Annotated in this window: 23 protein-coding genes; 6 read left to right on the forward strand and 17 right to left on the reverse strand. The window is 57.6% G+C overall.

From position 1 onward, the window contains the following. Positions 1 to 83 precede the first annotated feature (83 nt). The 12 genes from dtpA to blr all read right to left on the reverse strand — a co-directional run bounded on the left by dtpA (position 84) and on the right by blr (position 11,384). The gene (gene dtpA / locus AB1E37_RS11035) at positions 84 to 1,589 is read right to left on the reverse strand and encodes a dipeptide/tripeptide permease DtpA (protein ID WP_004151206.1); all 1,506 of its coding nucleotides are present in this window, start codon (positions 1,587 to 1,589) and stop codon (positions 84 to 86) included. 607 nt (positions 1,590 to 2,196) lie between these two features. Next, positions 2,197 to 2,832 (reverse strand): endonuclease III, encoded by a 636-nt coding sequence (nth, locus tag AB1E37_RS11040; RefSeq protein WP_002907734.1) that lies wholly within the window; start codon positions 2,830 to 2,832, stop codon positions 2,197 to 2,199. Between the two features lies 1 nt (position 2,833). Next, positions 2,834 to 3,532 carry an electron transport complex subunit E gene (locus AB1E37_RS11045; RefSeq protein WP_002907733.1) on the reverse strand — a complete coding sequence of 233 codons (699 nt, stop codon included), beginning with the start codon at positions 3,530 to 3,532 and terminating at the stop codon, positions 2,834 to 2,836. Positions 3,533 to 3,534: 2 nt separating this feature from the next. Further along, a complete protein-coding gene (gene rsxG, locus AB1E37_RS11050; RefSeq protein WP_002907731.1) occupies positions 3,535 to 4,155 on the reverse strand; it encodes an electron transport complex subunit RsxG in 621 nt (206 codons plus the stop codon). A gap of 10 nt (positions 4,156 to 4,165) precedes the next feature. Beyond that, positions 4,166 to 5,218: an electron transport complex subunit RsxD gene (gene rsxD, locus AB1E37_RS11055; RefSeq protein ID WP_004898599.1), complete on the reverse strand. Its 1,053-nt coding sequence runs from the start codon at positions 5,216 to 5,218 to the stop codon at positions 4,166 to 4,168. After that, the gene (rsxC, locus tag AB1E37_RS11060; RefSeq protein WP_048332658.1) at positions 5,219 to 7,582 is read right to left on the reverse strand and encodes an electron transport complex subunit RsxC; all 2,364 of its coding nucleotides are present in this window, start codon (positions 7,580 to 7,582) and stop codon (positions 5,219 to 5,221) included. It abuts the gene before it with no gap. Beyond that, the gene (gene rsxB / locus AB1E37_RS11065; protein ID WP_004143816.1) at positions 7,575 to 8,153 is read right to left on the reverse strand and encodes an electron transport complex subunit RsxB; all 579 of its coding nucleotides are present in this window, start codon (positions 8,151 to 8,153) and stop codon (positions 7,575 to 7,577) included. Before rsxB ends, rsxC begins: the two co-directional genes overlap by 8 nt. After that, positions 8,153 to 8,734 (reverse strand): electron transport complex subunit RsxA, encoded by a 582-nt coding sequence (rsxA, locus tag AB1E37_RS11070; protein ID WP_002907658.1) that lies wholly within the window; start codon positions 8,732 to 8,734, stop codon positions 8,153 to 8,155. Before rsxA ends, rsxB begins: the two co-directional genes overlap by 1 nt. 78 nt (positions 8,735 to 8,812) lie before the next feature. Further along, entirely contained in the window at positions 8,813 to 9,253 is a 441-nt protein-coding gene (locus tag AB1E37_RS11075; RefSeq protein ID WP_002907654.1) for a DUF2569 domain-containing protein, read from the reverse strand. A 75-nt stretch (positions 9,254 to 9,328) separates the two neighbouring features. After that, positions 9,329 to 9,544: a transcription modulator YdgT gene (ydgT, locus tag AB1E37_RS11080; RefSeq protein ID WP_002907652.1), complete on the reverse strand. Its 216-nt coding sequence runs from the start codon at positions 9,542 to 9,544 to the stop codon at positions 9,329 to 9,331. 216 nt (positions 9,545 to 9,760) lie between these two features. Next, positions 9,761 to 11,131 (reverse strand): GH1 family beta-glucosidase, encoded by a 1,371-nt coding sequence (locus AB1E37_RS11085; RefSeq protein ID WP_032447627.1) that lies wholly within the window; start codon positions 11,129 to 11,131, stop codon positions 9,761 to 9,763. A gap of 115 nt (positions 11,132 to 11,246) precedes the next feature. After that, positions 11,247 to 11,384, reverse strand: coding sequence for a division septum protein Blr (gene blr / locus AB1E37_RS11090; protein WP_004898594.1), 138 nt, complete (start codon positions 11,382 to 11,384; stop codon positions 11,247 to 11,249). Positions 11,385 to 11,574: 190 nt separating this feature from the next. On the opposite strand from blr, the gene AB1E37_RS11095 reads away from it, so the two are divergent. Next, the gene (locus AB1E37_RS11095) at positions 11,575 to 12,615 is read left to right on the forward strand and encodes an oxidoreductase (RefSeq protein WP_002907650.1); all 1,041 of its coding nucleotides are present in this window, start codon (positions 11,575 to 11,577) and stop codon (positions 12,613 to 12,615) included. Positions 12,616 to 12,650: 35 nt separating this feature from the next. Here the strand turns inward: AB1E37_RS11095 and add are convergent, their stop codons facing one another. Next, a complete protein-coding gene (gene add / locus AB1E37_RS11100; protein ID WP_004151209.1) occupies positions 12,651 to 13,652 on the reverse strand; it encodes an adenosine deaminase in 1,002 nt (333 codons plus the stop codon). Positions 13,653 to 13,809: 157 nt separating this feature from the next. Continuing rightward, positions 13,810 to 14,964, reverse strand: a complete 1,155-nt coding sequence (locus tag AB1E37_RS11105) for an MFS transporter (protein WP_004898591.1) — start codon at positions 14,962 to 14,964, stop codon at positions 13,810 to 13,812. A gap of 274 nt (positions 14,965 to 15,238) precedes the next feature. Here AB1E37_RS11105 and AB1E37_RS11110 point away from each other — a divergent pair, with 274 nt between their 5' ends. Together AB1E37_RS11110 and AB1E37_RS11115 are read left to right on the forward strand one after the other, a co-directional pair. After that, a complete protein-coding gene (locus tag AB1E37_RS11110) occupies positions 15,239 to 15,622 on the forward strand; it encodes a helix-turn-helix domain-containing protein (protein WP_004143807.1) in 384 nt (127 codons plus the stop codon). 243 nt (positions 15,623 to 15,865) lie between these two features. Continuing rightward, on the forward strand, positions 15,866 to 16,051 hold the full coding sequence (locus tag AB1E37_RS11115) for a hypothetical protein (RefSeq protein WP_002907644.1): 186 nt from the start codon (positions 15,866 to 15,868) through the stop codon (positions 16,049 to 16,051). Positions 16,052 to 16,060: 9 nt separating this feature from the next. On the opposite strand, the gene AB1E37_RS11120 is transcribed toward AB1E37_RS11115, so the two are convergent. Beyond that, the gene (locus AB1E37_RS11120; RefSeq protein WP_004143806.1) at positions 16,061 to 16,423 is read right to left on the reverse strand and encodes a hypothetical protein; all 363 of its coding nucleotides are present in this window, start codon (positions 16,421 to 16,423) and stop codon (positions 16,061 to 16,063) included. Between the two features lie 259 nt (positions 16,424 to 16,682). On the opposite strand from AB1E37_RS11120, the gene cybB reads away from it, so the two are divergent. From cybB to AB1E37_RS11135, 3 genes are all read left to right on the forward strand, one after another. Beyond that, complete coding sequence (cybB, locus tag AB1E37_RS11125; protein WP_002907640.1) at positions 16,683 to 17,210, forward strand: cytochrome b561; 528 nt, start codon at positions 16,683 to 16,685, stop codon at positions 17,208 to 17,210. A 105-nt stretch (positions 17,211 to 17,315) separates the two neighbouring features. After that, a complete protein-coding gene (locus AB1E37_RS11130; RefSeq protein WP_002907563.1) occupies positions 17,316 to 17,591 on the forward strand; it encodes a metal/formaldehyde-sensitive transcriptional repressor in 276 nt (91 codons plus the stop codon). A 24-nt stretch (positions 17,592 to 17,615) separates the two neighbouring features. Next, positions 17,616 to 18,734 (forward strand): S-(hydroxymethyl)glutathione dehydrogenase/class III alcohol dehydrogenase, encoded by a 1,119-nt coding sequence (locus AB1E37_RS11135; protein WP_004143804.1) that lies wholly within the window; start codon positions 17,616 to 17,618, stop codon positions 18,732 to 18,734. Between the two features lie 68 nt (positions 18,735 to 18,802). Here AB1E37_RS11135 and AB1E37_RS11140 read toward each other — a convergent pair whose 3' ends face one another. Further along, a complete protein-coding gene (locus AB1E37_RS11140) occupies positions 18,803 to 21,175 on the reverse strand; it encodes a membrane-bound PQQ-dependent dehydrogenase, glucose/quinate/shikimate family (protein WP_004898584.1) in 2,373 nt (790 codons plus the stop codon). 299 nt (positions 21,176 to 21,474) lie between these two features. After that, positions 21,475 to 22,398 carry a LysR substrate-binding domain-containing protein gene (locus tag AB1E37_RS11145; RefSeq protein ID WP_004143800.1) on the reverse strand — a complete coding sequence of 308 codons (924 nt, stop codon included), beginning with the start codon at positions 22,396 to 22,398 and terminating at the stop codon, positions 21,475 to 21,477. Positions 22,399 to 22,552: the final 154 nt, after the last annotated feature.

A 22,552-nucleotide genomic window follows, 5' to 3' on the forward strand; every position in this document is an offset into this window, starting at 1 on the left:
TGTATGTTAGTCCTGCCAGGGGTAAAAAAAAAGCCGCTAAACTAACGTTAGCGGCTTAAAAATAATTAGTTTTCCCTGCGGCGTCAGGCAGCCGCGGTTTCGCGTGCTTTAATGTCCGCGCTGTCGTCCTGAGTCATACGATTCAGTTTCGGCGCGGTCAGCAGCATCAGGGCGGCGATAACCGCGGTGACGATACCAATCTGCAGGAATACGTGACCGTAGACTTCCAGCGACACCAGCGGATCGGTGACATTCTCCGGGACTGCCATCAGGTTAGCGATTTTCCCGGCGATGATCGCCGCGCCTGCCGTGGTGAGGAACCAGCTGCCCATGATGAAGCCCATCAGACGCTGAGGAACCAGCTGAGCGACCATCGCCAGGCCGAGGCCGGAAATCATCAGTTCACCGATAGACTGCAGCGCGTAGCTCAGAATCAGCCAGTTGACCGAGACGATACCGGCGTCGCTGGCGAACTTCGCCCCTAAAGGCAGGACGAGGAATGCGCCAGAGCACAGTACCATACCGATAGCAAATTTGTGCGGCATCGGCAGGCGGTCGCCCATCTTGTTGTAGATGGCGGCCAGAATCGGGCTACCAATCATGATCCAGAACGGGTTCAGCGCCTGATACTGTTCCGGTTCAAAGGCGAGACCGAGGATCGAGTGCTCCACGTTACGGATGGCGAAGAAGTTCAGCGAGGTCGGCATCTGGCTGTACAACACGAAGAAGACAATCGCTTCTACCATCAGCAGGAAAGCGACGATCATTTTACGACGCGGAGCGCCTTTCAGGCCTATGGTTTCTTTGGCGAAAATCACGACGATACCCAGTGCGACGACGCCCAGCACCATACGTGCGATACCCTGGTTGTGCAGCAGCCAGGTGGCGATAGCGACCAGCACCACCACGCCAGCGATGGTCGCCAGCAGTTTACCCATGTGTACCGGGGCAAAGTCCGGTTTAGAGCCGTACTGTTTAACCCATTTCTGACAGAAGGCGAAGTTAATAATGGTGATCACCATCCCCACCACGCTGAGGGCAAACGCTACGCTCCAGCCAAAACGTGCGGCCAGCCACGGGGTTGCCAGCATAGAGAAGAACGAACCGATGTTGATGGACATGTAGTACATGGTAAATGCACCGTCCAGACGTGGGTCGTTTTTGTCATAGCAGGTAGAAAGCAGGGAGGACGGGTTGGCTTTAAACAGGCCGTTACCGACGGCGATGGTCGCCATACCCATATAGACGATAGCGGCGTCATGGCCGGACCAGGCCACCAGCGCATAGCCAATCGCCAGCACGATAGCGCCCAGCATGATGACACGCTTGGTACCCAGCACTTTATCACCCAGCCAGCCGCCAATGGCGACGAGGCCATAAACCAGCGCGCTAAAGGAGGAGAACAGAGTAATGGAATCCGCTTCCGACATACCCAGCTGTTTTACCAGGTAAACGGCCATGATCCCTTGCAGGCCGTAGTAACCAAAACGCTCCCACAACTCGATCGAGAAAATGAGATAGAACGCGCGTGGTTGTTTGAAAGCGTTCAGACTCACGCTTTCTGCTGGTTTATTGTTTGCAGTAGACACATATACCTCTTTTTTTACATCCCATATTTACTGGGGGGTGTTCGGGGCGCAATCTCGTTGGACCGCCGCCTTTATAGTTATTCTTGGAGGGAAAACGGCAAGTAATGTTCACTATCCTGGCGCATCAGGCAAGGCTTTTGTAATAATCTGTTACACATAATCAGGGTGGTATAATGCTCCGGACATATGAATGTTATACAGCGTTAAATTTTACCGTTTCGATATCGTTGGTATTTTTATCTTTCGGGTTCGCCGGTTTGCCGGGAAAAGGCGATATATTCTACTGATCTGGCGTAAGCATAGTGATATGGTCCATTATCTTAAAAAATCATGGGTCATTATCCTGACAATCTTTACTCATCCGTTGTATTGCCTGACATTTATTTCCATTCCAGTAACATTCAATCAACATAAAGTTGCGAGCATGATCTGGATCACAAATGCATAGAAATTTTGCGCTGATAAAAAATGAATGAACTAGTTGTTTGTTATATAACCGGATAATCATCCATAATCATGATGATTATGTGGTGTTAATAGCCGGTGAAATAGATGAATGCGGGCCATAACCCAGAGTTAAGCTATGACCGCAATAGAGACGAGACAGTCAGGCGTAGACTTTATCTTTGTATTCGCAAAGATCTTCAATCAGGCAGGAGCCGCAGCGCGGCTTGCGGGCAATACAGGTATAACGCCCATGCAGGATCAGCCAGTGATGGCAGTCGACCTTAAACTCGGCGGGGACCACCTTCAGAAGCTTCTCTTCCACCTGTTCAACATTCTTGCCCGGGGCGAACTGCGTCCGATTGCAGACGCGGAAGATGTGCGTGTCCACGGCGATGGTCGGCCAGCCAAAGGCGGTATTCAGCACCACGTTGGCGGTTTTACGGCCCACGCCGGGCAGCGCCTCCAGCGCTGCTCTGTCTTCCGGCACCTCACCATTGTGCTGCTCCAACAGGATGCGGCAGGTTTTGATGACGTTTTCCGCTTTGCTGTTAAACAGGCCGATAGTCTTGATATACGATTTTACCCCATCCACCCCCAGGGCCAGCATCGCTGCGGGCGTATTGGCCACCGGATAGAGTTTGGCTGTCGCTTTGTTGACGCTTACGTCGGTGGCCTGTGCAGAAAGCAGAACGGCAATCAGCAGCTCGAACGGCGAACTGAAATGCAGTTCGGTAGTGGGGTGGGGATCGTTTTCCCGCAGCCTGGTGAGGATCGCCAGGCGTTTGGCTTTGTTCATATTATGCTTTCCCTGTCACGTCGGACGGGGCGACAGAGACGGCCCGGGCCGCTTGCGCCTTCCGCTGTTTGCTACGTTCATCGATAAGGTATTTAATCGCCAGCATCATGCCGAGGCCAATAAAGGCGCCTGGCGGCAGCATAGCCAGCAGGAAAGGTGTGTCGGTGTGGAAAACCTCGATGCGCAGAACCTTCGCCCAGCTGCCAAGCAGACTGTCGGCGCCGTCAAACAGGGTGCCGTTGCCAAGGATCTCGCGCAGGGAGCCCAGCACAAACATCGCGCAGGTAGCGCCCATGCCGATCGAGAAACCGTCCAGTGCCGACAGCGCTGGCCCTTTTTTGGCGGCAAAGGCTTCGGCGCGGCCGACCACGATGCAGTTGGTCACGATAAGCGGGATGAAAATCCCCAGCGACTGATAGAGGCCGAAGGCATAGGCGTTGATCAGCATCTGCACGACGCTCACCACCGAGGCGATAATCATTACGTAGATGGGGATCCGGATCTCCGCCGGCGTCCAGCGGCGCAGGCTGGAGATGGTCAGGTTGGTCAGGGTTAACACCAGGGTGGTGGCCAAACCCAGCCCGAGGGCGTTGGTGGCGGTCGAGGTGACCGCCAGCAGAGGACACATACCTAACAGCTGAACCAGGGCGGAGTTATTTTTCCACAGGCCCTGGACGATGACGTCTTTAACTTCGCTCATGGTTATTCTCCACAGGCGGTGAATTCAGGAAGTTGCGCAGGCAGCGTTTGTGCATATAAGCCTGCGCGCTTAACGGCATTGACCACCGCCCGGGGGGTGATGGTGGCGCCGGTGAACTGGTCAAAATCGCCGCCATCCTTTTTGACCGCCCAGTGGCTATCGCCCTGGCCGTGGATGACTTTCCCGGCAAAATGGGTAATCCAGTCCGACAGGCGAAGTTCGATTTTATCCCCCAGGCCCGGCGTTTCATGATGCTCAGTTACGCGGGTGCCGAGGACCGTGCCGCTAAAATCGGCGGCAACCAGCAGCTGTATTGCTCCGGAGTAGCCGTCCGGCGCGGTGGCTTCCATCACCGCGCCGATCGGTCGATCGTTATTTTTGGCGATCCACACTTTATGCTGGCCTTTGCCCAGCGCCGGGGCGCTGACCAGATAGCAGCTCTTAAGCAGATCGTTATTATAGCGGTCGGCAGGTAAAACCTGGTCGAATAACGCCTTTTGCTGCAGGGCCGCCTGCTGGTCGATGGTGCTTTTGGTCAGCTCATTGATCGCCGCCGTCAGCCCGGTGGAACCGGCGGCAAACAGCGCCAGCGTGACGCCGTGTTTACGCATCGTTTTTAACATCATTGCTCTCTCAACGGTGGCCATATACGCGCGGGCGCGTGTAGTAATCGATCAGCGGCACGGTAATATTCGCCAGCAGAACGGCAAACGCCACGCCGTCCGGATAACCACCGAAGCTGCGGATGAGCCAGACCAGCAGGCCAGCGAGGGCGCCAAAGATCAGACGGCCGCGGTTGGTTGTTGAGGCCGTCACCGGATCGGTCAGGATAAAGAAGGCGCCAAGCATGGTCGCCCCGGAGAGCAAATGCATCTGCGGTGAGGCCAGGCTCTGCGGCGAAAAAATCCAGCCGAGGGTGGCGCACAGGCCGAGGCTAACAAGGAAGCTGACCGGGATATGCCAGCGGATCGCCTTCTGCCACAGCAGGAAAAGGCCGCCTGCCAGCCAGGTGATATTCACCCACTGCCAGCCCAGACCTGCCAGCACGCCGCCGTAGACCGGCAATTGGAGCACCTGCTGAACGCTATGTCCGGCATGCAGGGAGGTTTTAAAGGTATCCAGCGGGGTGGCCTGGCTGACGCCGTCGATACCCAGCCGCAGACTGGCCATGTCGCCTCCGGCGGCGGTATGACCGGTGAAGATCATCTGCAGCGCGTCGCTGAATGCCGGGATATGGGCGGCTATCTCATAGGAAGGCAGCCAGGAGGTCATCTGCACCGGGAACGAAATCAGCAGCACGACATAGCCGATCATTGCCGGGTTGAAGGGGTTATGGCCCAGGCCTCCGTACAACTGCTTGGCGATGACTACGGCAAAGGCAGTGCCGAGCACCACCATCCACCACGGGGCCAGTGGCGGAATACTCACCGCCAGCAGCAGGCCGGTGAGCAGGGCGGAATTATCTTTCAGCGTGGCAGCAACAGGCTGTTTACGCAGTTTGAGAATAGCGGCTTCGGTCGCCCAGGCCGTCAGGGCGGCGAGGACAATCTGCAGTACGGTGCCCCAGCCGAAAAACCAGGTCTGGACCACAATGCCAGGCACAGCGGCGAGCAGCACCAGCAGCATAATACGCGAGGTCTGCCGCTGGTTATGGGTATAGGGGGAGCTTGCGATTCTGAAAACCATTTATTCCTCGTTAACTGCCTGCTGTGTTGCTTTACGCGCCTGAACGCGGGCGATAGCCGCGGCGACGGCCGCTTTGCGCGGGTCGTCATTGGCTGCGGCTGACGCGAGATCCTGTTGTGCGGCCTGCTGTTCGGCTTTACGCGCTTTAGCGCGGGCGATGGCGGCTTCCACCGCCGCCTTGCGCGGGTCGACCGGTTCGGCGGCCGGGGCGTCCACCGGCGCGGCCTGCTGTTCTGCTTTACGCGCTTTAGCGCGGGCGATAGCGGCTTCCACCGCCGCCTTGCGCGGGTCGACCGGTTCGGCGGCCGGGGCGTCCACCGGCGCGGCCTGCTGTTCTGCTTTACGCGCTTTAGCGCGGGCGATAGCGGCTTCCACCGCCGCCTTGCGCGGGTCGACCGGTTCGGCGGCCGGGGCGTCCACCGGCGCGGCCTGCTGTTCTGCTTTACGCGCTTTAGCGCGGGCGATAGCGGCTTCCACCGCCGCCTTGCGCGGGTCGACCGGTTCGGCGGCCGGGGCGTCCACCGGCGCGGCCTGCTGTTCGGCTTTACGCGCTTTGGCGCGGGCGATAGCGGCTTCCACCGCCGCCTTGCGCGGGTCGACCGGTTCGGCGGCCGGGGCTTCCACCGGCGCGGCCTGCTGTTCGGCTTTACGCGCTTTGGCGCGGGCGATGGCGGCTTCCACCGCCGCCTTGCGCGGGTCGACCGGTTCGGCGGCCGGGGCGTCCACCGGCGCGGCCTGCTGCTGCGCTTTGCGCGCCCGGGCCTCAGCCTTACGCGCTTCGCGGGCGGCAATTGCCTCGCTGTTGTCAGGTTTGGCGCCGGCCTGGATCACGATCGGCTGCGCGGCATCGCGCTGTTTATCCCGTACCCGGGCCAGGGCGGCGCTAATCGCCTCCTGATCTTTGGCGGCAGGCTGAACGGCGGCTTTTTTATGCCGCTCGGCGCGCGCGGCTTTCTCACGCTCCAGGCGCGCCTGTCGGGCCTCGAATCGGGCTTTGGCTTCCGCAGCGCGCTGCTCTTCCTGACGAATCGCCGCGATCTCGGCCTTTTCCTGACGGAAGTACTGCACCAGCGGAATATTACTTGGACATACCCACGCGCAGGCGCCGCACTCGATGCAGTCCGCCAGATTATGGGCAGTGGCTTTATCGTGCTGCTGACCTTTGCTGAACCAGTACAGCTGCTGCGGCAGCAGATCGGCCGGGCAGGCGTCAGCGCAGGCGCTGCAGCGAATGCAGCCTTTCTCTTCCTGCGGTTCGCCCATCTCGCTGGCGGAAGGCGCCAGCAAACAGTTGGTGATCTTCACCACCGGGACGTCGAGCCACGGCAGGGTAAAGCCCATCAGCGGGCCGCCCATGATCACCATTGGCTCGGCGCTGGGGCAGAAGCCGGCATCGTTCAATAGATGGCGCACCGGCGTGCCAAGACGCGCCCAGACATTGCCCGGTCTGGTTACCGCTTCGCCGGTGAGGGTGACCACGCGCTCGGTTAACGGCTCACCGTCAATCACCGCGCGTTTCACCGCATAAGCCGTACCGACGTTCTGCATCAGCACGCCAATGTCCGATGAACGACCGCCGTGCGGTACCTGTTTGCCGGTGAGAATTTGGGTGAGCTGCTTGGCGCCACCGGAGGGATATTTGGTGGGGATCACGCGCAGCGAAATGCCATGGGCGTCGCAGAGCACCGCCCGCAGCATTGAGATGGCCTGCGGCTTATTGTCTTCAATGCCGATCAGCACTTCTTCAGGCTGCAGTATATGAGCGAGGATGCGGATACCCTCGACAATCTGCGCCGCGCAGTCCTGCATCAGGCGGTCATCCGCCGTGATATAGGGCTCGCACTCGGCGGCGTTAATGATCAGCGTTTTAATTTTATCTCCGCCACCGCGCAGTTTACTGCCGGTGGGGAAGCCTGCGCCGCCGAGGCCAGCAACGCCAAACTGGTGGATACGCTCGATCAGCGCTTCACGCGTGCGGGTCTGATAGTCGCTCCAGCCATCGCGCTCGATCCAGCGGTCTTCGCCGTCGGCGTCAATGATCACGCTCATCTCCGCCAGCGCCGACGGGTGCGCGGTAGTGTGCGGAGCGATGGCGGCAATGGTGCCGGAAGTCGGGGCGTGAACGGGCAGCATTCTTCCCCAGCCGCGGGTCAGCGGCTGGCCGCGCAGCACCCGGTCGCCCACTTTAACGCACAGTTCGCCCTCGGCGCCAATGTGCTGCTTCAACGGGATAACAAAGCGCTGCGGCAGGGAAACCTGACGCAGCGGGGTGCCGTTAGACTGGGTTTTCATTTCAGGCGGGTGAATACCGCCGTTGAAATCCCAGACCTTGTCTTTTCGGAAAGCGGAAAATAGCTTAAACATGTTGTTCCACAGGAATATTTCGCACCGGGATCGTATGCAGATCCCATTTCCAGGTCTCCGGGGTGGTGGCCACCGGAACGAGTGAAATGCACTGGGTCGGGCAGGGGGCGACGCACAAATTGCAGCCGGTGCACAGGTCGCTCATCACGGTATGCATGGCGCGGGTCGCCCCAACGATGGCATCCACCGGACAGGCCTGGATACACTTGGTACAGCCAATGCAGTTCGGCTCGTCAATTACCGCGAGCATGCGGGCCGGCTCCGCTTCCTGTGCGTCGCCGTCGACAGGCTGCGGGTCGACGTTCAGCAAGGCGGCGATTTTTAACATCACCGCTTCGCCACCCGGCGCGCAGCGGTTTATTTTCTCACCCTGTACGCCGACTGCTTCCGCATAGGGGCGACACCCAGGGTACCCGCACTGCCCACACTGGCTCTGCGGCAATAGCTCATCAATTTTTTCCACCACCGGGTCGTCCTGCACCGCGAAACGACGCGAGGCGTATCCCAGTATTAAGCCGAAAATCAGCCCTAACAGGCTGATGGCGATCACGGCTATCCAGACTGCGCTCATTACAACTTCACCAAACCACTAAAGCCCATGAAGGCCAGAGACATTAAACCGGCGGTAATCAGCGCGATGGCATTACCGCGAAACGGCGCGGGGACATCGGCCACCACCAGGCGTTCACGGATCGCCGCGAACAGCACCATTACCAGCGAGAAGCCGACGGCGGCGGCAAAGCCGTACAGCGCCGACTGCAGGAAATTGTGGCCCAGATTAATATTCAGCAGCGCTACCCCGAGTACGGCACAGTTGGTGGTGATCAGCGGTAGAAAGATCCCCAGCAGGCGATAGAGCGCCGGGCTGGTTTTACGCACCACCATCTCAGTAAACTGAACCACCACGGCGATAACCAGAATAAAGGCCAGGGTACGCAAATAAACCAAATTTAGCGGGATAAGGATCCAGGTATCAATCAGCCAGGCGCAAATAGAGGCCAGGGTCATCACGAAGGTGGTAGCGAGCCCCATCCCCATTGCGGTTTCCAGCTTTTTGGAAACCCCCATAAACGGGCACAGACCAAGAAACTTCACCAGAACGAAGTTATTGACCAGGACTGTACCAATAAAGAGCAGTAAATAATCAGCCATCATGCGACCTGAAACGAAAAAAAGCCGCTTATTATCGAATAAAACGATACCAGCGACAACAGGTTAAGTGTGGGGGTATTACGGATTAACAAAAGTCCGTTTTACCCGCTGCGAACGGCGAAAATAGGGCGCCAGCAGCGCAGCGGCCAGCAGCGGAAACAGCAGCTGACGCAGGGCAAGCACATCCGAGACCGGCGAGAAGGCAAAAGCCTTTATCGCCAGCAGCAGGGTGATGAGCAGCCAGATAATGTAGTGTTTCGGCACCACCGAGCGCCGCTTGAAAAAGGCGATAGTCAGCCAGAGCGTGTAATACCACATGGCGAGGGCAAACAGCAGCGAGGCGACCCACAGCGCCATATGGCCCGCGCTCATGGCGCGCAGTAGGGTATAGGTCTGCGGCGACATCAGCGCATTGGCAAAAAACAGCAGCGATAACGAGGCGCTCAGCAGCGCCACCAGCAACCAGGCCAGCGGAGCCAGCAGCCATCCGCCGATGCGCTCTGCAGATTGAGACGTCATGTTTCTCCCCTATTCAACGCCAGTGAATAAAATCAGGCCGGGAAGTATAAGCAACTGGCGTGAAGGATGACAGCCTTACTGCACGAATCGCCAAACGGATTTAGGAACCTGGCCCACATCGAACAATTTACCACCGGAGACCAGCTCTGCGCGACGATGATCGGCGGCGCGATACATATTCACGATCTCCTGGGTGTCAGTCAGGGAGTAGTTAAGGTGATCAAATAGTTTTTCAAGGCTTTCCAGCGAACTGATTTTGCGAAATTTTAATAAGTAGTCCAGCACGGTCATTTTCGTATCCATTTTATAATCGGAATTATTGCGTTGAATATTATCAGCATTCACTAAACCTACTCTCAACCAACGGCGCCTTCTGCTGGGGCCGCGTGGAATGAATCAGGTTATATAAACCCATGACAAGGGGCAAAGCCAGCCTTGAAGAGCAGGGAGAAGTTTAAGAATATTCTAAAATCAGACCGGGCGCCGAATGGCGCCCGCAAGAGAAGATTAACGCTGTTCGCCGTGACTGGCAATAACAGATTTGTACCAATAAAAACTCTTCTTTCGTTTCCGCGCCAGATTTTGCTGGTGATCGACATAGACAAAACCATATTGCTTTTGATAGCCGTTGAGCCAGCTCAGCAGATCGATAAATGACCAGGGGTAATAGCCGCGCACATCTGCCCCCAGCGCCAGCGCTTTTTCGAGGGCGCCAATATGGCTGCTGAGATAATCAATCCGCGGGTCGTCGACCACTTCCCCGTCAATAATCGGGTCCATCGCGCCGAGGCCATTCTCGGTGATATATATCGGAATATCGCCATAGCGCGCCTTAATCATCATAATGCCGTCAGTTAGCCCCTGCGGCCAGATTTCCCAGCCCCATTCGGTATATGTACTCTGGGGATTACGCACGAAATAGAATAATCCCTCCACGCCAGGCTCACCGCCGGTAGCGATCTCAGGCGGCTGGGCAGATACCGTTTCCCGGCGATAGTAATTCAGACCGATAAAGTCGCAGCGGTTGTCACGGAGCAGCGCGTCGTCGCCTGGAGCAAAGCGAGGTACCCCCCACAGCGCCTGGGTCTGCGCCAGCAGGTCGGCAGGATAGGTGCCTTTCAGCACCGGATCGTACAGCCAGTGAGTATGGATGGCGTCAGCCAGTTCGGTGGCCTTAATGTCCGCCTCGCTGTCGGTGAGCGGGGTATGCGGTTGCAGTACGTTGACGAAGCCAATCTCGCCGGCCACAGCCATCTCGCGAAAGGCCTTCACCGCCAGCGCATGGGCGATAAATACGTGGTGGCAGGCCTGAATAGCACGCGCCGGATCGCGGACCGCCGGGGGATGGAGGCCGTTAATGTAGCCGTGCCCAATGAAGACAATGGTTTCGTTGAAGGTAGCCCACAGCTTCACCCGTGAACCAAAGCGCGCATAGCACAGGCGGGCGTACTCGGCGAAGGCCTCGGCGGTAGTGCGCGCTTCCCAGCCACCCTCATCCTGCAGGGCCTGCGGCAGATCCCAGTGATAGAGGGTGATCATCGGCTCAATATTGTGCGCCAGCAGTTCGTCGATCAGATCGCTGTAAAACTGGACTCCCGCTTCATTCACCTTACCGCGCCCGGCGGGCAGCAGGCGGGGCCAGGAGATGGAGAATCGATAGCTTTGCAGGCCCATTTCGGCCATTAACGCCACGTCTTCGCGAAAACGGTGATAGTGGTCGACGGCAATATCGCCGGTGGTGCCTTCAAAGGTGGTACCCGGCAGATGAGAGTAGATATCCCAGATTGACGGTCCTTTACCGTCGGCGTCGTGTCCTCCCTCAACCTGATACGCTGCGGTAGCGGCACCCCATAAGAAATTGTGCGGAAAAGCGGCCATGAAAAAGCTCCCTGTCTGATGATAAAGGGAGTGTAATAAAAGCGCGAGCATACGTGCAACCGGTTTCTGAAACCGGTTGCACAGTTGCGAGGCGGGTCACTGTTTTAACGCGGAGCTACTTCGTGTGCACCACATCCGCTGGCGGTGGGGACTGATAGTTATCTATATGGTGTGCGATAACCAAAAGCAGTGCCGAAATACCAAAAACAACCCAGCCAATAAGTTCTACAATACGGGTAAAAACAGTTGTCATAACACTTGAATATCCTTTGAACACAGCGTGAAATGTTACTCGATGGTCAGCAGATCACAAGGGGTATCTGTCTGATTTCTCACACTTGCATGTAAGTCGCAAAGTAAGGAATGATAAGTTTTGCTCACGGTTTGTAAAATTATTCTCATTAACCTGGTGTTGATATCAGTTGCATAAGCGAGGCGGTAAGATGAGCGATGCGATCCGGGTGGGGCTGGTGGGGTTCGGTTACGCCAGCAAAACGTTTCATGCGCCGTTGATCGGCGGCACGCCGGGTATGGCGCTGAAGGCGGTCGCCAGCAGCGACGCCGATAAGGTCCATGCCGATTGGCCTGGCGTGAAGGTAATGAGTGCGCCGGGGGATCTGCTGGACGACCCGGATATCGATCTGGTGGTCATCGCCACCCCGAACGACACCCACTTTCCGCTGGCGAAAGCGGCGCTGGAGGCGGGAAAGCATGTTGTGGTGGATAAACCCTTTACCGTGACACTGTCACAAGCTCGCGAGCTGGAAAGCCTGGCGAAGCACTGCGGTCGGATACTTTCGGTGTTTCATAACCGGCGCTGGGACAGCGATTTCTTAACGGTCAGCGCGTTGATCAACGAAGGTCAGCTGGGGGAGGTGTGTTACTTCGAGTCGCATTTCGATCGCTTCCGACCACAGGTGCGCCAGCGCTGGCGTGAGCAGGCAGGTCCTGGCAGCGGCATATGGTATGACCTCGCGCCGCATCTGCTCGACCAGGTCGTGGTGCTGTTTGGCCTGCCGGTAAGCATCACGGTGGACCTCGCGCAGCTTCGGCCCGGCGCGCAATCCACCGACTATTTTCACGCCGTGCTGGCCTATCCGCAGCGGCGGGTAGTACTGCATGGTACGTTACTCGCCGCCGCGGAGAGCGCGCGCTTTATCGTCCACGGCTCGCGGGCCAGCTATATTAAGTACGGTCTTGACCCGCAGGAGGAGCGGCTAAAAAACGGTGAACGGCTGCCGCAGGAGGACTGGGGATATGATATGCGCGACGGTACCCTGACCCGCGCCGAAGGGGATGAACGTAGTCAGGAGAAATGGCTGACGCTACCGGGTAATTATCCCGCCTACTATGCCGCTATCCGCGACGCGCTTAACGGCGTAGGGGAAAACCCGGTCCCGGCCAGCGAGGCGATTCAGATAATGACCCTGATTGAGTTGGGTATCGAGTCGGCCAGACATCGCGCCACGCTCAGCCTGGTCTGAGGAGGAGCCCGGCAGCACGGCTGCCGGGCCGGTTATCAGCCTTTGGCAACCCGCTGAATGAGGGCGGCTTTTTCCTGTTCGCCGAGGAACGCCAGGGTCAGGCCGTTGATCTGCGCCTGACGGATCTGCTCCCGGCTCAGCCCTGCCGCCGGCGCCGCCACGGTATACTCGTGAATGATGTCCACACCCTGGACCGCCGGATCGTCAGTGTTGAGGCTCGCCAGCACGCCGTGCTCAAGGAACTGCTTCAGCGGATGCTGGGCCAGGGAGGCCACGGTGCTGGTTTGCACGTTCGAGGTCAGGCAGGATTCAATCCCGATGCGGTGCTCGGCCAGGTAGTCCATCAGGGCTGGATCCTCTACCGCTTTAACCCCATGGCCGATGCGCTCCGCGCCCAGCTCACGAATGGCCTGCCAGATACTTTCCGGGCCGGCCGCTTCGCCCGCGTGGACGGTGATATGCCACCCGGCGTCGCGGGCCTGGTTAAAATGGTTGCGGAACAGCGTACCCGGGAAGCCGAGCTCATCGCCGGCGAGGTCGAGGGCAGTGATGCCCTCGCGGTGGGCGAGCAGCGCCGCCAGCTCTTCCTGACACGCGGCTTCGCCGAAGGTGCGGCTCAGAATACCGATCAGCCGGGCGTCGACCTGGAAATCGCGGCATCCCTCTTGAACCCCGGCAATTACCGCCTCTACCACGCCGTCGACCGGCAGCCGGTGGGTCATCGCCATATAGCGGGGAGAGAAGCGCAGCTCAACGTAGTGCAGGCCATTTCGCGCCGCGTCTTCGACGTTCTCATACGCCACGCGGCGACAGGCTTCCAGCGAGGCCAGGACCTTTACCCCCCAGTCGAGCTTGGCGAGGAAACTAACCAGATCGGGCTCAAGGCTGGTGACCTGGACGTGCGGACGCAGCGTGTCGAGGGTGGTTGCGGGAAGAGCGATATTAAATTCGCGGCCAAGATCGAGGATGGTTTGGGCCCGGATGTTACCGTCAAGATGACGATGAATGTCGGTTAATGGCAATGAGGAATCAATCATGGTCGCACTCTTTTTTTAGTTAAAGTGCACGTCATTATACAACATGAACATAACTGTTTAAAAGCATTGAAAAAATGTATGCGATACAAATAGCTGGCAGCAATCAGGTCAGTGTTACGGTCTTTTTGACTGGCCCCTTTAAAACGCAGAACGAATATCATGATTGACGCGATCCTGACCAGATCAGAAATGCACACGCGCTGACCGCGGCGCCCGCAAGGCAGACCGCCTGCCATCCCCAGTGGGAATAAAGCTGTGTGGCAACGATAGCCCCTGCCGCGCTGCCCAGCGAATAAAAACACATGTAAGCCCCAACCAGGCGGCTTGCCGCTGCAGGCCTGGCGGCAATGATCAGGCTCTGGCTGGAGACATGAACGGCCTGTACCGCAAAGTCCAGCGCAATGACGCCAGCTATCAGCCAGAGCAGAGAGGTTTCGGCATAGCCGATAGGAAGCCATGAGATGGTCAGCAGCGCCAGCGCCAGGCCGGTAGTGCGTTGAGCCCATCCCTGGTCAGCCCACTTGCCCGCTCTGGCGGCGGCCAGCATGCCAGCGAAGCCGGCTAAGCCAAACATCCCCGTCTGGGTGTGCGAGAGGGAAAGGGCGGTGAGCGGCATGACCATGGTCGTCCATAGCATGCTGAAAGCGGCGAAGATAAATAGCGCCAGGATCCCGCGCTTTCTCAGTTGCGGCTCGGTGAGGTACAGCTGAAACACGGACTTCAATAAGGAAAGGTAAGTCGGCTTTTGCGGCTGCGGCTGCTGCGGGGGCGAAGGCATGATTTTCCAGACGATCCCGGCAATCACCAACATCAGACAGGCAGCCGTGAGATACACGGCTCGCCAGCCGGCGATATCGGCTATCGCGCCTGAGATAAACCGAGATAACAGGATACCTGAAACAATGCCGCTGGTCAGGGTACCCACCGCCTGGCCTCGTTTCTGCGGCGTCGCCAGTATTGCCACCCAGGCCACCAGCACCTGCACCACCACGGCCATCAGGCCGACGATCAGCATGGCGCCAAGCAGAGTTGCTATATTGGGGGATAACCCTGCCGCGACTAACGCCGCTACTGAAAGCAACAGTTGACTCATCACCACGTATTTACGGTTCAACCAGTCCCCGAGCGGAACCAGGAACAGCAGGCCAATGGCATAGCCCGCCTGCGTAGCGGTGATGACGCTGCCAATAATGCCTGGCGACACCTTCAGGCTGACCGCCATCGAGTCGAGTAAAGGCTGTGCTGAATAAACATTGGCTACTGCCAGCGCGCAGGTTAGTGAAAACAACGCCGTTATCCCTGTGGTCAGCATCGTGTCAGGGACTGACGCAGTTTGGATCCTTTGGCCGGTACATCTACTTGCCTTACATTTCATAAGAGATTCTCTGTCTGGTTGCTTTTTAAAACTAGTGTGCCTATAGAATTAGCCTTAGTGGTTTTTTTTTGCAACTGGTAAAGGTGAGGATTAAGCTAGATCAGTAGATAAATTGATAAGGAGCGCGCAGATGGCAAAGCAGGAATCACTTAGAACCAGTGAATGTCCGGTGGCGAGAACGTTGGAATCAATTGGTGAACGCTGGTGCCTGATGATTATCCGCGAAGCATTTGACGATGTGCGGAGATTCAGCGAGTTTCAAAAAAATTTGGGGCTGGCCAAAAATATCCTTGCCTCGCGGCTGAAGCATCTGGTTGATATCGGTATTTTCGAGATTTTACCGGCATCGGATGGCAGCGCATACAAGGAATATGTCCTGACTGAAAAGGGGCGCTCCGTGTTTCCCATTGTTGTGGCGCTGCGGCAATGGGGAGAGCGTTATATGTTTGAGCAAGGGGAAACCTATTCGGTCCTGCTGGATAACGCGCACGGCCAGCCCCTTCAGTATCTGGATGTGCGTTCCGCTCAGGGGGATAAACTGCAACCAGGCGACTGTCATCGCCGGCGCATTGTGTCAGATACCCGCGCCGAATAATGGCGTGAAGAATTTGCAGGATACCAGCGAGAATACGAGCGTGCCGCTAAAGGGTCATGGAACAATCCTGACGTGTTTTTTTGCGAACTGCTTCTGATGCCAAAGCTCCGGACGCGTGAAAGTGACCCACCGCCAACCGCAGGAGGCGGTGCATAACCATTTACAATTATATTTTATTTGAATGTATTCATGTTACATATTAAATTCTGCTTACTTTATCGACGATGAGGCAAGGATGCGGATGTGGAGAGCGTAATCCATAACAATATTGAGGGTTTTCTGCTGTTGTTATTAAGCATGTGGCCGATTCTGCTGGTGGTATTCATTGGTGTCGCAATTTCATTCTATACCATGCTGTTACGTAAGACGGCGCTGGCCTGCCTGCTTTTCGCCCTCGCCATCGGCGCCGCAGGCTGGAGTCTCGCTTAGCCGCTGGCCTCAGGGTTTATCCAGCAGGCTCATACTGGAGGTGGCGGCGCCATCATTCAGATTGGCGGGCGAATGCCAGTCGCGACCTGCCAGCGCACTGTCGCTCTGTCCGCTGCCGACGCCTTGCTGCGTCGACAGCGATGAACCTTCCAGTGCTTCATCCGCCCCTGACCGATCGGGCAGGGAACTGGTATAGCCGCCATTATTCGAGTACGTATCCATGCCGTTGACTTCGTTAGGCACCGTGTCGGTAGTCGTACCGTCATCGTTAATGCAAAAAGAGCCGCCAATGCCGTTTGGCTGACAGTCTGCAGCAAAAGCCGGACTGGCCAGAGCGGTCAGTAGCAATAACGGTAAGCCGATTTCCTTCATTCTTATCTCCCAGGGCCGTGTGGTCTGCCAGACATTCTGTACTATAGCGGCGGCAGTAGCGCGGTAAGTAACAAAACTGTGTAATTTTGTAATGACCGGTGGAAGGTTTGTCGTTCGGCCAGGAAAGAGCGTGCGCTAAGCGTGGCATAGCGGCTCGGCAGAAAGCGGTAATTAATTGTTAATTCTACGTAAAGGTTAATGAAAATTTAAGGGAACGCCGCTATGTTGGCAGCATCATACTTTCCATAAAGGATATGCCATGCGCGATAAATATTCCGGCCTGCAGATTGGGATTCACTGGCTGGTTTTTTTGCTGGTAGTAGTAGCCTATGCGGCGATGGAGCTGCGCGGGTTTTTTCCCCGCAGTGAACGGCCATTGATTAATATGGTGCATGTTTCCTGCGGGATCACCATTTTCGTGCTGATGGTGGCGCGTCTGCTGGTGCGGCTGAAATCGCCGGCGCCGCCGATCGTACCGAAACCATCGCCGATGATGACCGGTTTCGCCCATCTTGGTCACCTGGCGATCTATTTGCTGTTCATTGCCTTGCCGTTGATCGGCATGGTGATGATGTACTGGCGCGGTAACCCCTGGTATGCCTTTGGTCTGACCATGCCGTATGCCCCGCAGAGCGATTTTGAGCGGGTGGATACCCTGAAGGCGATCCATGAATGGTTGGCCAATGCCGGGTACTTTGTGATTGGCCTGCATGCTCTCGCCGCGCTGCTCCATCATTACTGGTGGAAGGATAATACTCTGCTGCGAATGATGCCTCGTAAGCGCTAAATCATCCTCTTTCACTTCCTGACCCCGTCCCGCGACGGGGTTTTTTTTTGCCTTCACCGCTAATAGAATATAGTATACCCCCCTATATGATACGGAGGCGTAATCGTGCCACATTCACCTGAAGATAAAAAACGGGCGCTCAGCCGCGTAAGACGCATCCGCGGCCAGGTCGAAGCCCTTGAGCGCGCGCTGGAGTCCGGCGAGCCCTGTATGACTATTCTGCAGCAGATCGCCTCGATTCGCGGGGCGGCGAACGGCCTGATGGGCGAAATGGTGGAGATCCACCTGCAGGACGAGCTGGTCAGCGGCGACACCACCCCTGAGCAGCGGGCCGCGAGAATGGCAGAGGTCGGTCATCTGCTACGATCCTATTTAAAATAACATCACGACGAGGAAGAGACAGTTATGAAATCACGCGCAGCAGTGGCCTTCGGACCCGGTCAGCCGTTAAAAATCGTTGAGATTGACGTCGCGCCGCCGAAAAAAGGCGAAGTTCTGGTGAAAATCACCCACACCGGGGTGTGTCATACCGATGCCTTCACCCTCTCCGGTGACGATCCGGAAGGTGTCTTCCCGGCGGTGCTGGGCCACGAGGGCGGCGGGATTGTCGTGGAAGTAGGCGAGGGCGTCACCAGCCTTAAGCCGGGCGATCACGTCATTCCGCTGTATACCGCCGAATGTGGCGAGTGCAAATTCTGTAAGTCGGGTAAAACCAACCTCTGTCAGGCGGTGCGTGCCACCCAGGGTAAAGGACTGATGCCGGACGGCACCACTCGTTTCTCGTACAATGGCGAACCGATCTATCACTATATGGGCACCAGCACCTTCAGCGAATATACGGTTTGCGCCGAGATTTCGCTGGCGAAAGTCAATCCGCAGGCGCCTTTGGATAAAGTGTGCCTGCTGGGCTGCGGCGTAACCACCGGTATCGGCGCGGTGCATAACACGGCGAAGGTCAAGGCCGGGGATAGCGTCGCGGTCTTTGGTCTGGGCGGCATTGGTCTGGCGGTGATCCAGGGCGCGGTGCAGGCACAGGCCGGGCGCATTCTGGCGGTTGATACCAACCCGGATAAGTTCACTCTCGCTAAAGAGATGGGCGCGACCGATTTTATCAATCCGAACGACTACGATAAGCCGATTCAGGATGTGATTGTTGAGCTGACCGACGGCGGGGTGGATTTCAGCTTCGAGTGCATCGGCAATGTAAATGTGATGCGCGCGGCGCTGGAGTGCTGCCATAAAGGCTGGGGTGAGAGCGTGATCATCGGTGTAGCCGGCGCCGGGCAGGAGATCAAGACCCGTCCGTTCCAGCTGGTGACCGGCCGCGTGTGGCGCGGTTCCGCCTTCGGCGGCGTAAAAGGGCGCAGTCAGCTGCCGGGCATGGTGGAAGACGCCATGGCGGGTAAAATTCGCCTCGATCCGTTTATTACCCATCGCCTGCCGCTGGAGCAGATTAACGAGGCCTTTGATCTGATGCATGAAGGTAAATCGATTCGCACCGTGATCCACTTTGGCGACCAGTAATCCCCGACGCTGAAGGCGAATCGTCACCCATAAAAAAGGGCCCGGATGGGCCCTTTTGTGTATGTCGATCAGTGATGGTCTGGGAGCGCGTAGGCGATGATGTAATCGCCGCGATCCGGTGACTGGCGGGCGCCGCCGGCATTGATAATGATGTACTGCTTACCGGTTTTCGGTGAGACGTAGGTCATCGGGCCGGACTGGCTGCCGACCGGCAGACGCGATTTCCAGATCTCTTTGCCGTTCGCGGTATCAAAGGCGCGCAGGTAGAAATCCTGGGTGCCGGCGAAGAACAGCAGTCCGGACTGCGTTGCCAGCGATGCGCCAAGGGTCGGCATGCCGATTGGAATTGGCATGTGCATACGGATCCCCAGCGGCCCGGTGTCTTCTACGGTGCCAACCGGCACCTGCCACACCAGTTTCCCGGTTTTCAGATCTACCGCGGACATGGTGCCGAACGGCGGCTTCTGGCACGGAATGCCCAGCGGCGACAGGAAACGTTCGCGCATCGCGCCAAACGGCGTGCCCTCCATCGGCACGATGCCCATCTCGATCCCGCTGGCGTCTTTCGCCACCTTCGCGCGCGGCACCATATAGTTGGCCAGGCCCAGACGCATATCGTTGACAAACATCAGGCTGTTGTTTGGATCCAGCGAAACACTGCCCCAGTTCATGCCGCCGAGCGAGCCCGGGAACTGCAGGGAACGGTCTTCACCTGGCGGGGTAAAGACGCCCTGATGGCGCATCTCTTTGAACTGAATACGGCACAGCAGCAGGTCGATCGGTGTCGCTCCCCACATATCGGACTCGGTCAACGTCTGGTTGCCGATCATCGGCATCCCTACCGAGTAAGGTTGCGTCGGCGAGTAGCGTTCACCTTTGACATTGCCCGCCGGCACCGGACGCTCTTCCACTTTGGCCACCGGCTCGCCGGTCTCGCGGTTGAGCATAAAGATCATGCCCTGCTTGCTGGTCTGCACCAGCACCGGGGTGGTGCCGCCCTTGCCGTCAGGCAGATCGTACAGCAGCGGCTGAGACGGCAGGTCAAAGTCCCACAGATCGTGGTGTGTGGTCTGGAAGTGCCAGCGCACCTGGCCGGTGGTGGCATCCACAGCCACGATAGAGGAGCTGTATTTATCGTCCAGCGCGGTACGTTCGCCGCCAAAGAAATCTGGCGTGGCGTTGCCGGTGGGCAGATAGATCAGATTCAGCTTCGCGTCGTAGGACATCGCCGACCAGACGTTTGGCGTACCGCGCGTGTAGGTCTGGCCTTCCGGCGGAACACCGGTCAGCGCTGGATTGCCCGGATCCCACGCCCATGCCAGTTTGCCGGTGTGGACATCAAACGCGCGGACCACGCCCGGCGGTTCGCCAGTGGAGTAGTTATCCGCGACGCGGCCGCCCACCACCACCACATTGCCCGCCACCAGCGGGGTGGAGGTCTGCTGATAGTAACCCGCTTTCACTTCACCCATGCCGACGCTGAGGTCGACAATACCGCGATCGCCGAAGCTTTCGCACAGTTTGCCGGTATCGGCATCAATGGCGATCAGGCGGGCGTCGATGGTCGGCAGGAACAGACGACGGGAACAGGCGGCCGGCTGCGTGCCTGCCGCTGGCGCGGTTTGCGCCCGGCTATCTGCGTAATAGCCTAAGCCGCGGCAGCGCTGCCAGTTGGGTGAAGAGGATTTGGAGTCATAGCGCCATTTCTCTTTTCCGCTGTCCACATCCAGCGCCAGCACTTTACTGTAAGGGGTACAGACGTAGAGAGTATCGCCAATCTGCAGCGGGGTGTTCTGATCTTCCGCGCCGGAGCCATTGCTCTGCGGGATATCGCCAGTATGCGCTACCCAGGCAACCTGCAGCTGGTTGACGTTTTGTTTGTTGATTTGGTCGAGGGCGGCGAAACGGTCGCCGTGGGTGGTGTTACCCCAGTGCGCCCAGTTTTTCTGCTGTTCGCCTGACGCGACGGGCTTGACTGGTACCGCTTCAGTCGCGCTGACCAGCGGTGCGGATTTGAACATCCAGCCAAAGCTCACCGCCAGCGCCACGGCGAGAACGGCGGCGACGCCATAGGCCGGGCCTTTTTTCGCCGGTGGGCTGGCGAGGAAAGGCCAGACCAGGGCGGCCAGGAAGGCCAGTACGCCGAGCGCAAACAGGCGCGAGAAGAGCGGCCAGTAGTTCCAGCCAGCGTCACTAATCGCCCAGATCACCGAGGCGATAAACGCCACGGCGTATAACAGAATACCGCCGCGGCGGTTGCGGAAAATCAACACCGCCGCGATGACCATGACCACGCCCATCAGCGCGAAGTACAGTGTACCGCCGACGAGGGCCAGTTTTGCCCCAAGAATACCCACAGCCAGACCGATGATGAGCATCAGTCCGGCGAGAAGCCACTGCAGGATCCGGGGGAATCCGCGCGGCGCATTGCCAGTTGCCATGTAATCTCCTTAACCACACTAGCCACCTCACTGTGAACCAAATGAAACATGTTGCTATTGAATCATTTTTGAATGAAGTGGTTTTAACCTTCATAAAACTGTATTTGTTGCTTGATCTGATTTCGAGTGAACCATTTGGTGAAATCGAGGCATGATAGATCTGTTAAAGAAGTTTGCGCAAATGTTAATAAATAATTTCGCACTAAATGATTATTTTGCCGAATATGTCTAACGTTATGGGGAGCGGCGTCGGCGCGTTTGCAGGTTCCCCGGCCGCTGCGGGCCGGGGAGAAAGGGGGTCAGGCAGGCATGGACTTACGGATAGCGCTGAGCAGCGTCTGCGTACCCGGAGTCAGTGTCGCATCGACGCGGGTTAAAATGCCGATGGGCTCTCCGGCGCCCTGGGTGGCGATCGGCAGGGCGGTTAGCACGCCACGGCGAAGATCGTCTTTTACCGCCCCGGAAGGGACAAACCAGACATAGTCAAAATCCACCGTCAGCTGGCGCGACAGGGAGGCGGAGAGGGTCTCGATGCAGCCGGCGGGCATCTTACAGCCCTGGCTCTGGAGCAGCGCTTCGGCGTTTTGCCGCGGCACGGTGCCTTTAGGTGAGACCACCACCGGCCACTCCATCACCCGACTAAGGGTCACCGTCTCCTGAAGCAGGGGATGTCCCGGGCGAACCACCAGCTTCAGGGATTCAAGGAACAACAGTTCGTAATGCAGCCCGCTCATCAGCTCCGGGTCGGACATACGTCCAATGCCGATGTCGATCTCCCCGGATTTTAAGCCGGCAAGCAGCATGGTGTTGTTCATAGTGGCGACCTGCAGCGTGATATCTTTTTGCTGCTTGTGAAACTGGCCGATCACCGTCGGCAGGATCCCCAGCGCGGCGGTGGGCAGCGCGCCGATGCGCACGATGTCGTTATTCAGGCCCTCTTTGCGGTTCAGCGCCTGGCCGGCCGAATTAAGGGCGTCAAGCACCTTAACGGCATGCGTCAGAAACTGTTCGCCGACCAGGGTTAGCTGCGCCCCAAGACGACCCCGCTCGAACAGCCGGGTACCGGTCAGCTGTTCTAGCTCGTTAAGCGTTTTCGAGAGTGCTGGCTGGCTCAGATTTAATGTTTCAGCCGCGCGCCCCAGCGTTCCCTGTTGAGCGACGGCCACGAAGGTGTGTAGATGGCGCAAGCGAATGCGCTGACTGAAGAGACCATTTTTTTCCATAGTAAGATGATGTTAAAAACACAGCGGTGAAAGAGACAAGCGGACTTGTTTAAATTTGATAACCAGATAGCAAAATATTATTAACATTTGAGTTGGTTACATGACAAGATCTTTCCCTGTGGTTGAAAACACCTTCGCCCCGCAGAAACGGGGC

Origin of the sequence: Klebsiella sp. Shm-1 (assembly GCF_040804525.1) — a bacterium.
In the GTDB taxonomy this organism is placed as follows: domain Bacteria; phylum Pseudomonadota; class Gammaproteobacteria; order Enterobacterales; family Enterobacteriaceae; genus Klebsiella; species Klebsiella pneumoniae.

Coding starts and splice junctions, on each gene's coding strand:
- nth (WP_002907734.1), bottom strand. CDS start 2,832: ATGAACAAAGCCAAACGCCTGGCGATCCTCACCAGGCTGCGGGAAAAC.
- AB1E37_RS11045 (WP_002907733.1), bottom strand. CDS start 3,532: ATGAGCGAAGTTAAAGACGTCATCGTCCAGGGCCTGTGGAAAAATAAC.
- rsxG (WP_002907731.1), bottom strand. CDS start 4,155: ATGTTAAAAACGATGCGTAAACACGGCGTCACGCTGGCGCTGTTTGCC.
- rsxD (WP_004898599.1), bottom strand. CDS start 5,218: ATGGTTTTCAGAATCGCAAGCTCCCCCTATACCCATAACCAGCGGCAG.
- rsxC (WP_048332658.1), bottom strand. CDS start 7,582: ATGTTTAAGCTATTTTCCGCTTTCCGAAAAGACAAGGTCTGGGATTTC.
- rsxB (WP_004143816.1), bottom strand. CDS start 8,153: ATGAGCGCAGTCTGGATAGCCGTGATCGCCATCAGCCTGTTAGGGCTG.
- rsxA (WP_002907658.1), bottom strand. CDS start 8,734: ATGGCTGATTATTTACTGCTCTTTATTGGTACAGTCCTGGTCAATAAC.
- AB1E37_RS11075 (WP_002907654.1), bottom strand. CDS start 9,253: ATGACGTCTCAATCTGCAGAGCGCATCGGCGGATGGCTGCTGGCTCCG.
- ydgT (WP_002907652.1), bottom strand. CDS start 9,544: ATGACCGTGCTGGACTACTTATTAAAATTTCGCAAAATCAGTTCGCTG.
- AB1E37_RS11085 (WP_032447627.1), bottom strand. CDS start 11,131: ATGGCCGCTTTTCCGCACAATTTCTTATGGGGTGCCGCTACCGCAGCG.
- blr (WP_004898594.1), bottom strand. CDS start 11,384: ATGACAACTGTTTTTACCCGTATTGTAGAACTTATTGGCTGGGTTGTT.
- AB1E37_RS11095 (WP_002907650.1), top strand. CDS start 11,575: ATGAGCGATGCGATCCGGGTGGGGCTGGTGGGGTTCGGTTACGCCAGC.
- add (WP_004151209.1), bottom strand. CDS start 13,652: ATGATTGATTCCTCATTGCCATTAACCGACATTCATCGTCATCTTGAC.
- AB1E37_RS11105 (WP_004898591.1), bottom strand. CDS start 14,964: ATGCTGACCACAGGGATAACGGCGTTGTTTTCACTAACCTGCGCGCTG.
- AB1E37_RS11110 (WP_004143807.1), top strand. CDS start 15,239: ATGATTATCCGCGAAGCATTTGACGATGTGCGGAGATTCAGCGAGTTT.
- AB1E37_RS11120 (WP_004143806.1), bottom strand. CDS start 16,423: ATGAAGGAAATCGGCTTACCGTTATTGCTACTGACCGCTCTGGCCAGT.
- cybB (WP_002907640.1), top strand. CDS start 16,683: ATGCGCGATAAATATTCCGGCCTGCAGATTGGGATTCACTGGCTGGTT.
- AB1E37_RS11135 (WP_004143804.1), top strand. CDS start 17,616: ATGAAATCACGCGCAGCAGTGGCCTTCGGACCCGGTCAGCCGTTAAAA.
- AB1E37_RS11140 (WP_004898584.1), bottom strand. CDS start 21,175: ATGGCAACTGGCAATGCGCCGCGCGGATTCCCCCGGATCCTGCAGTGG.
- AB1E37_RS11145 (WP_004143800.1), bottom strand. CDS start 22,398: ATGGAAAAAAATGGTCTCTTCAGTCAGCGCATTCGCTTGCGCCATCTA.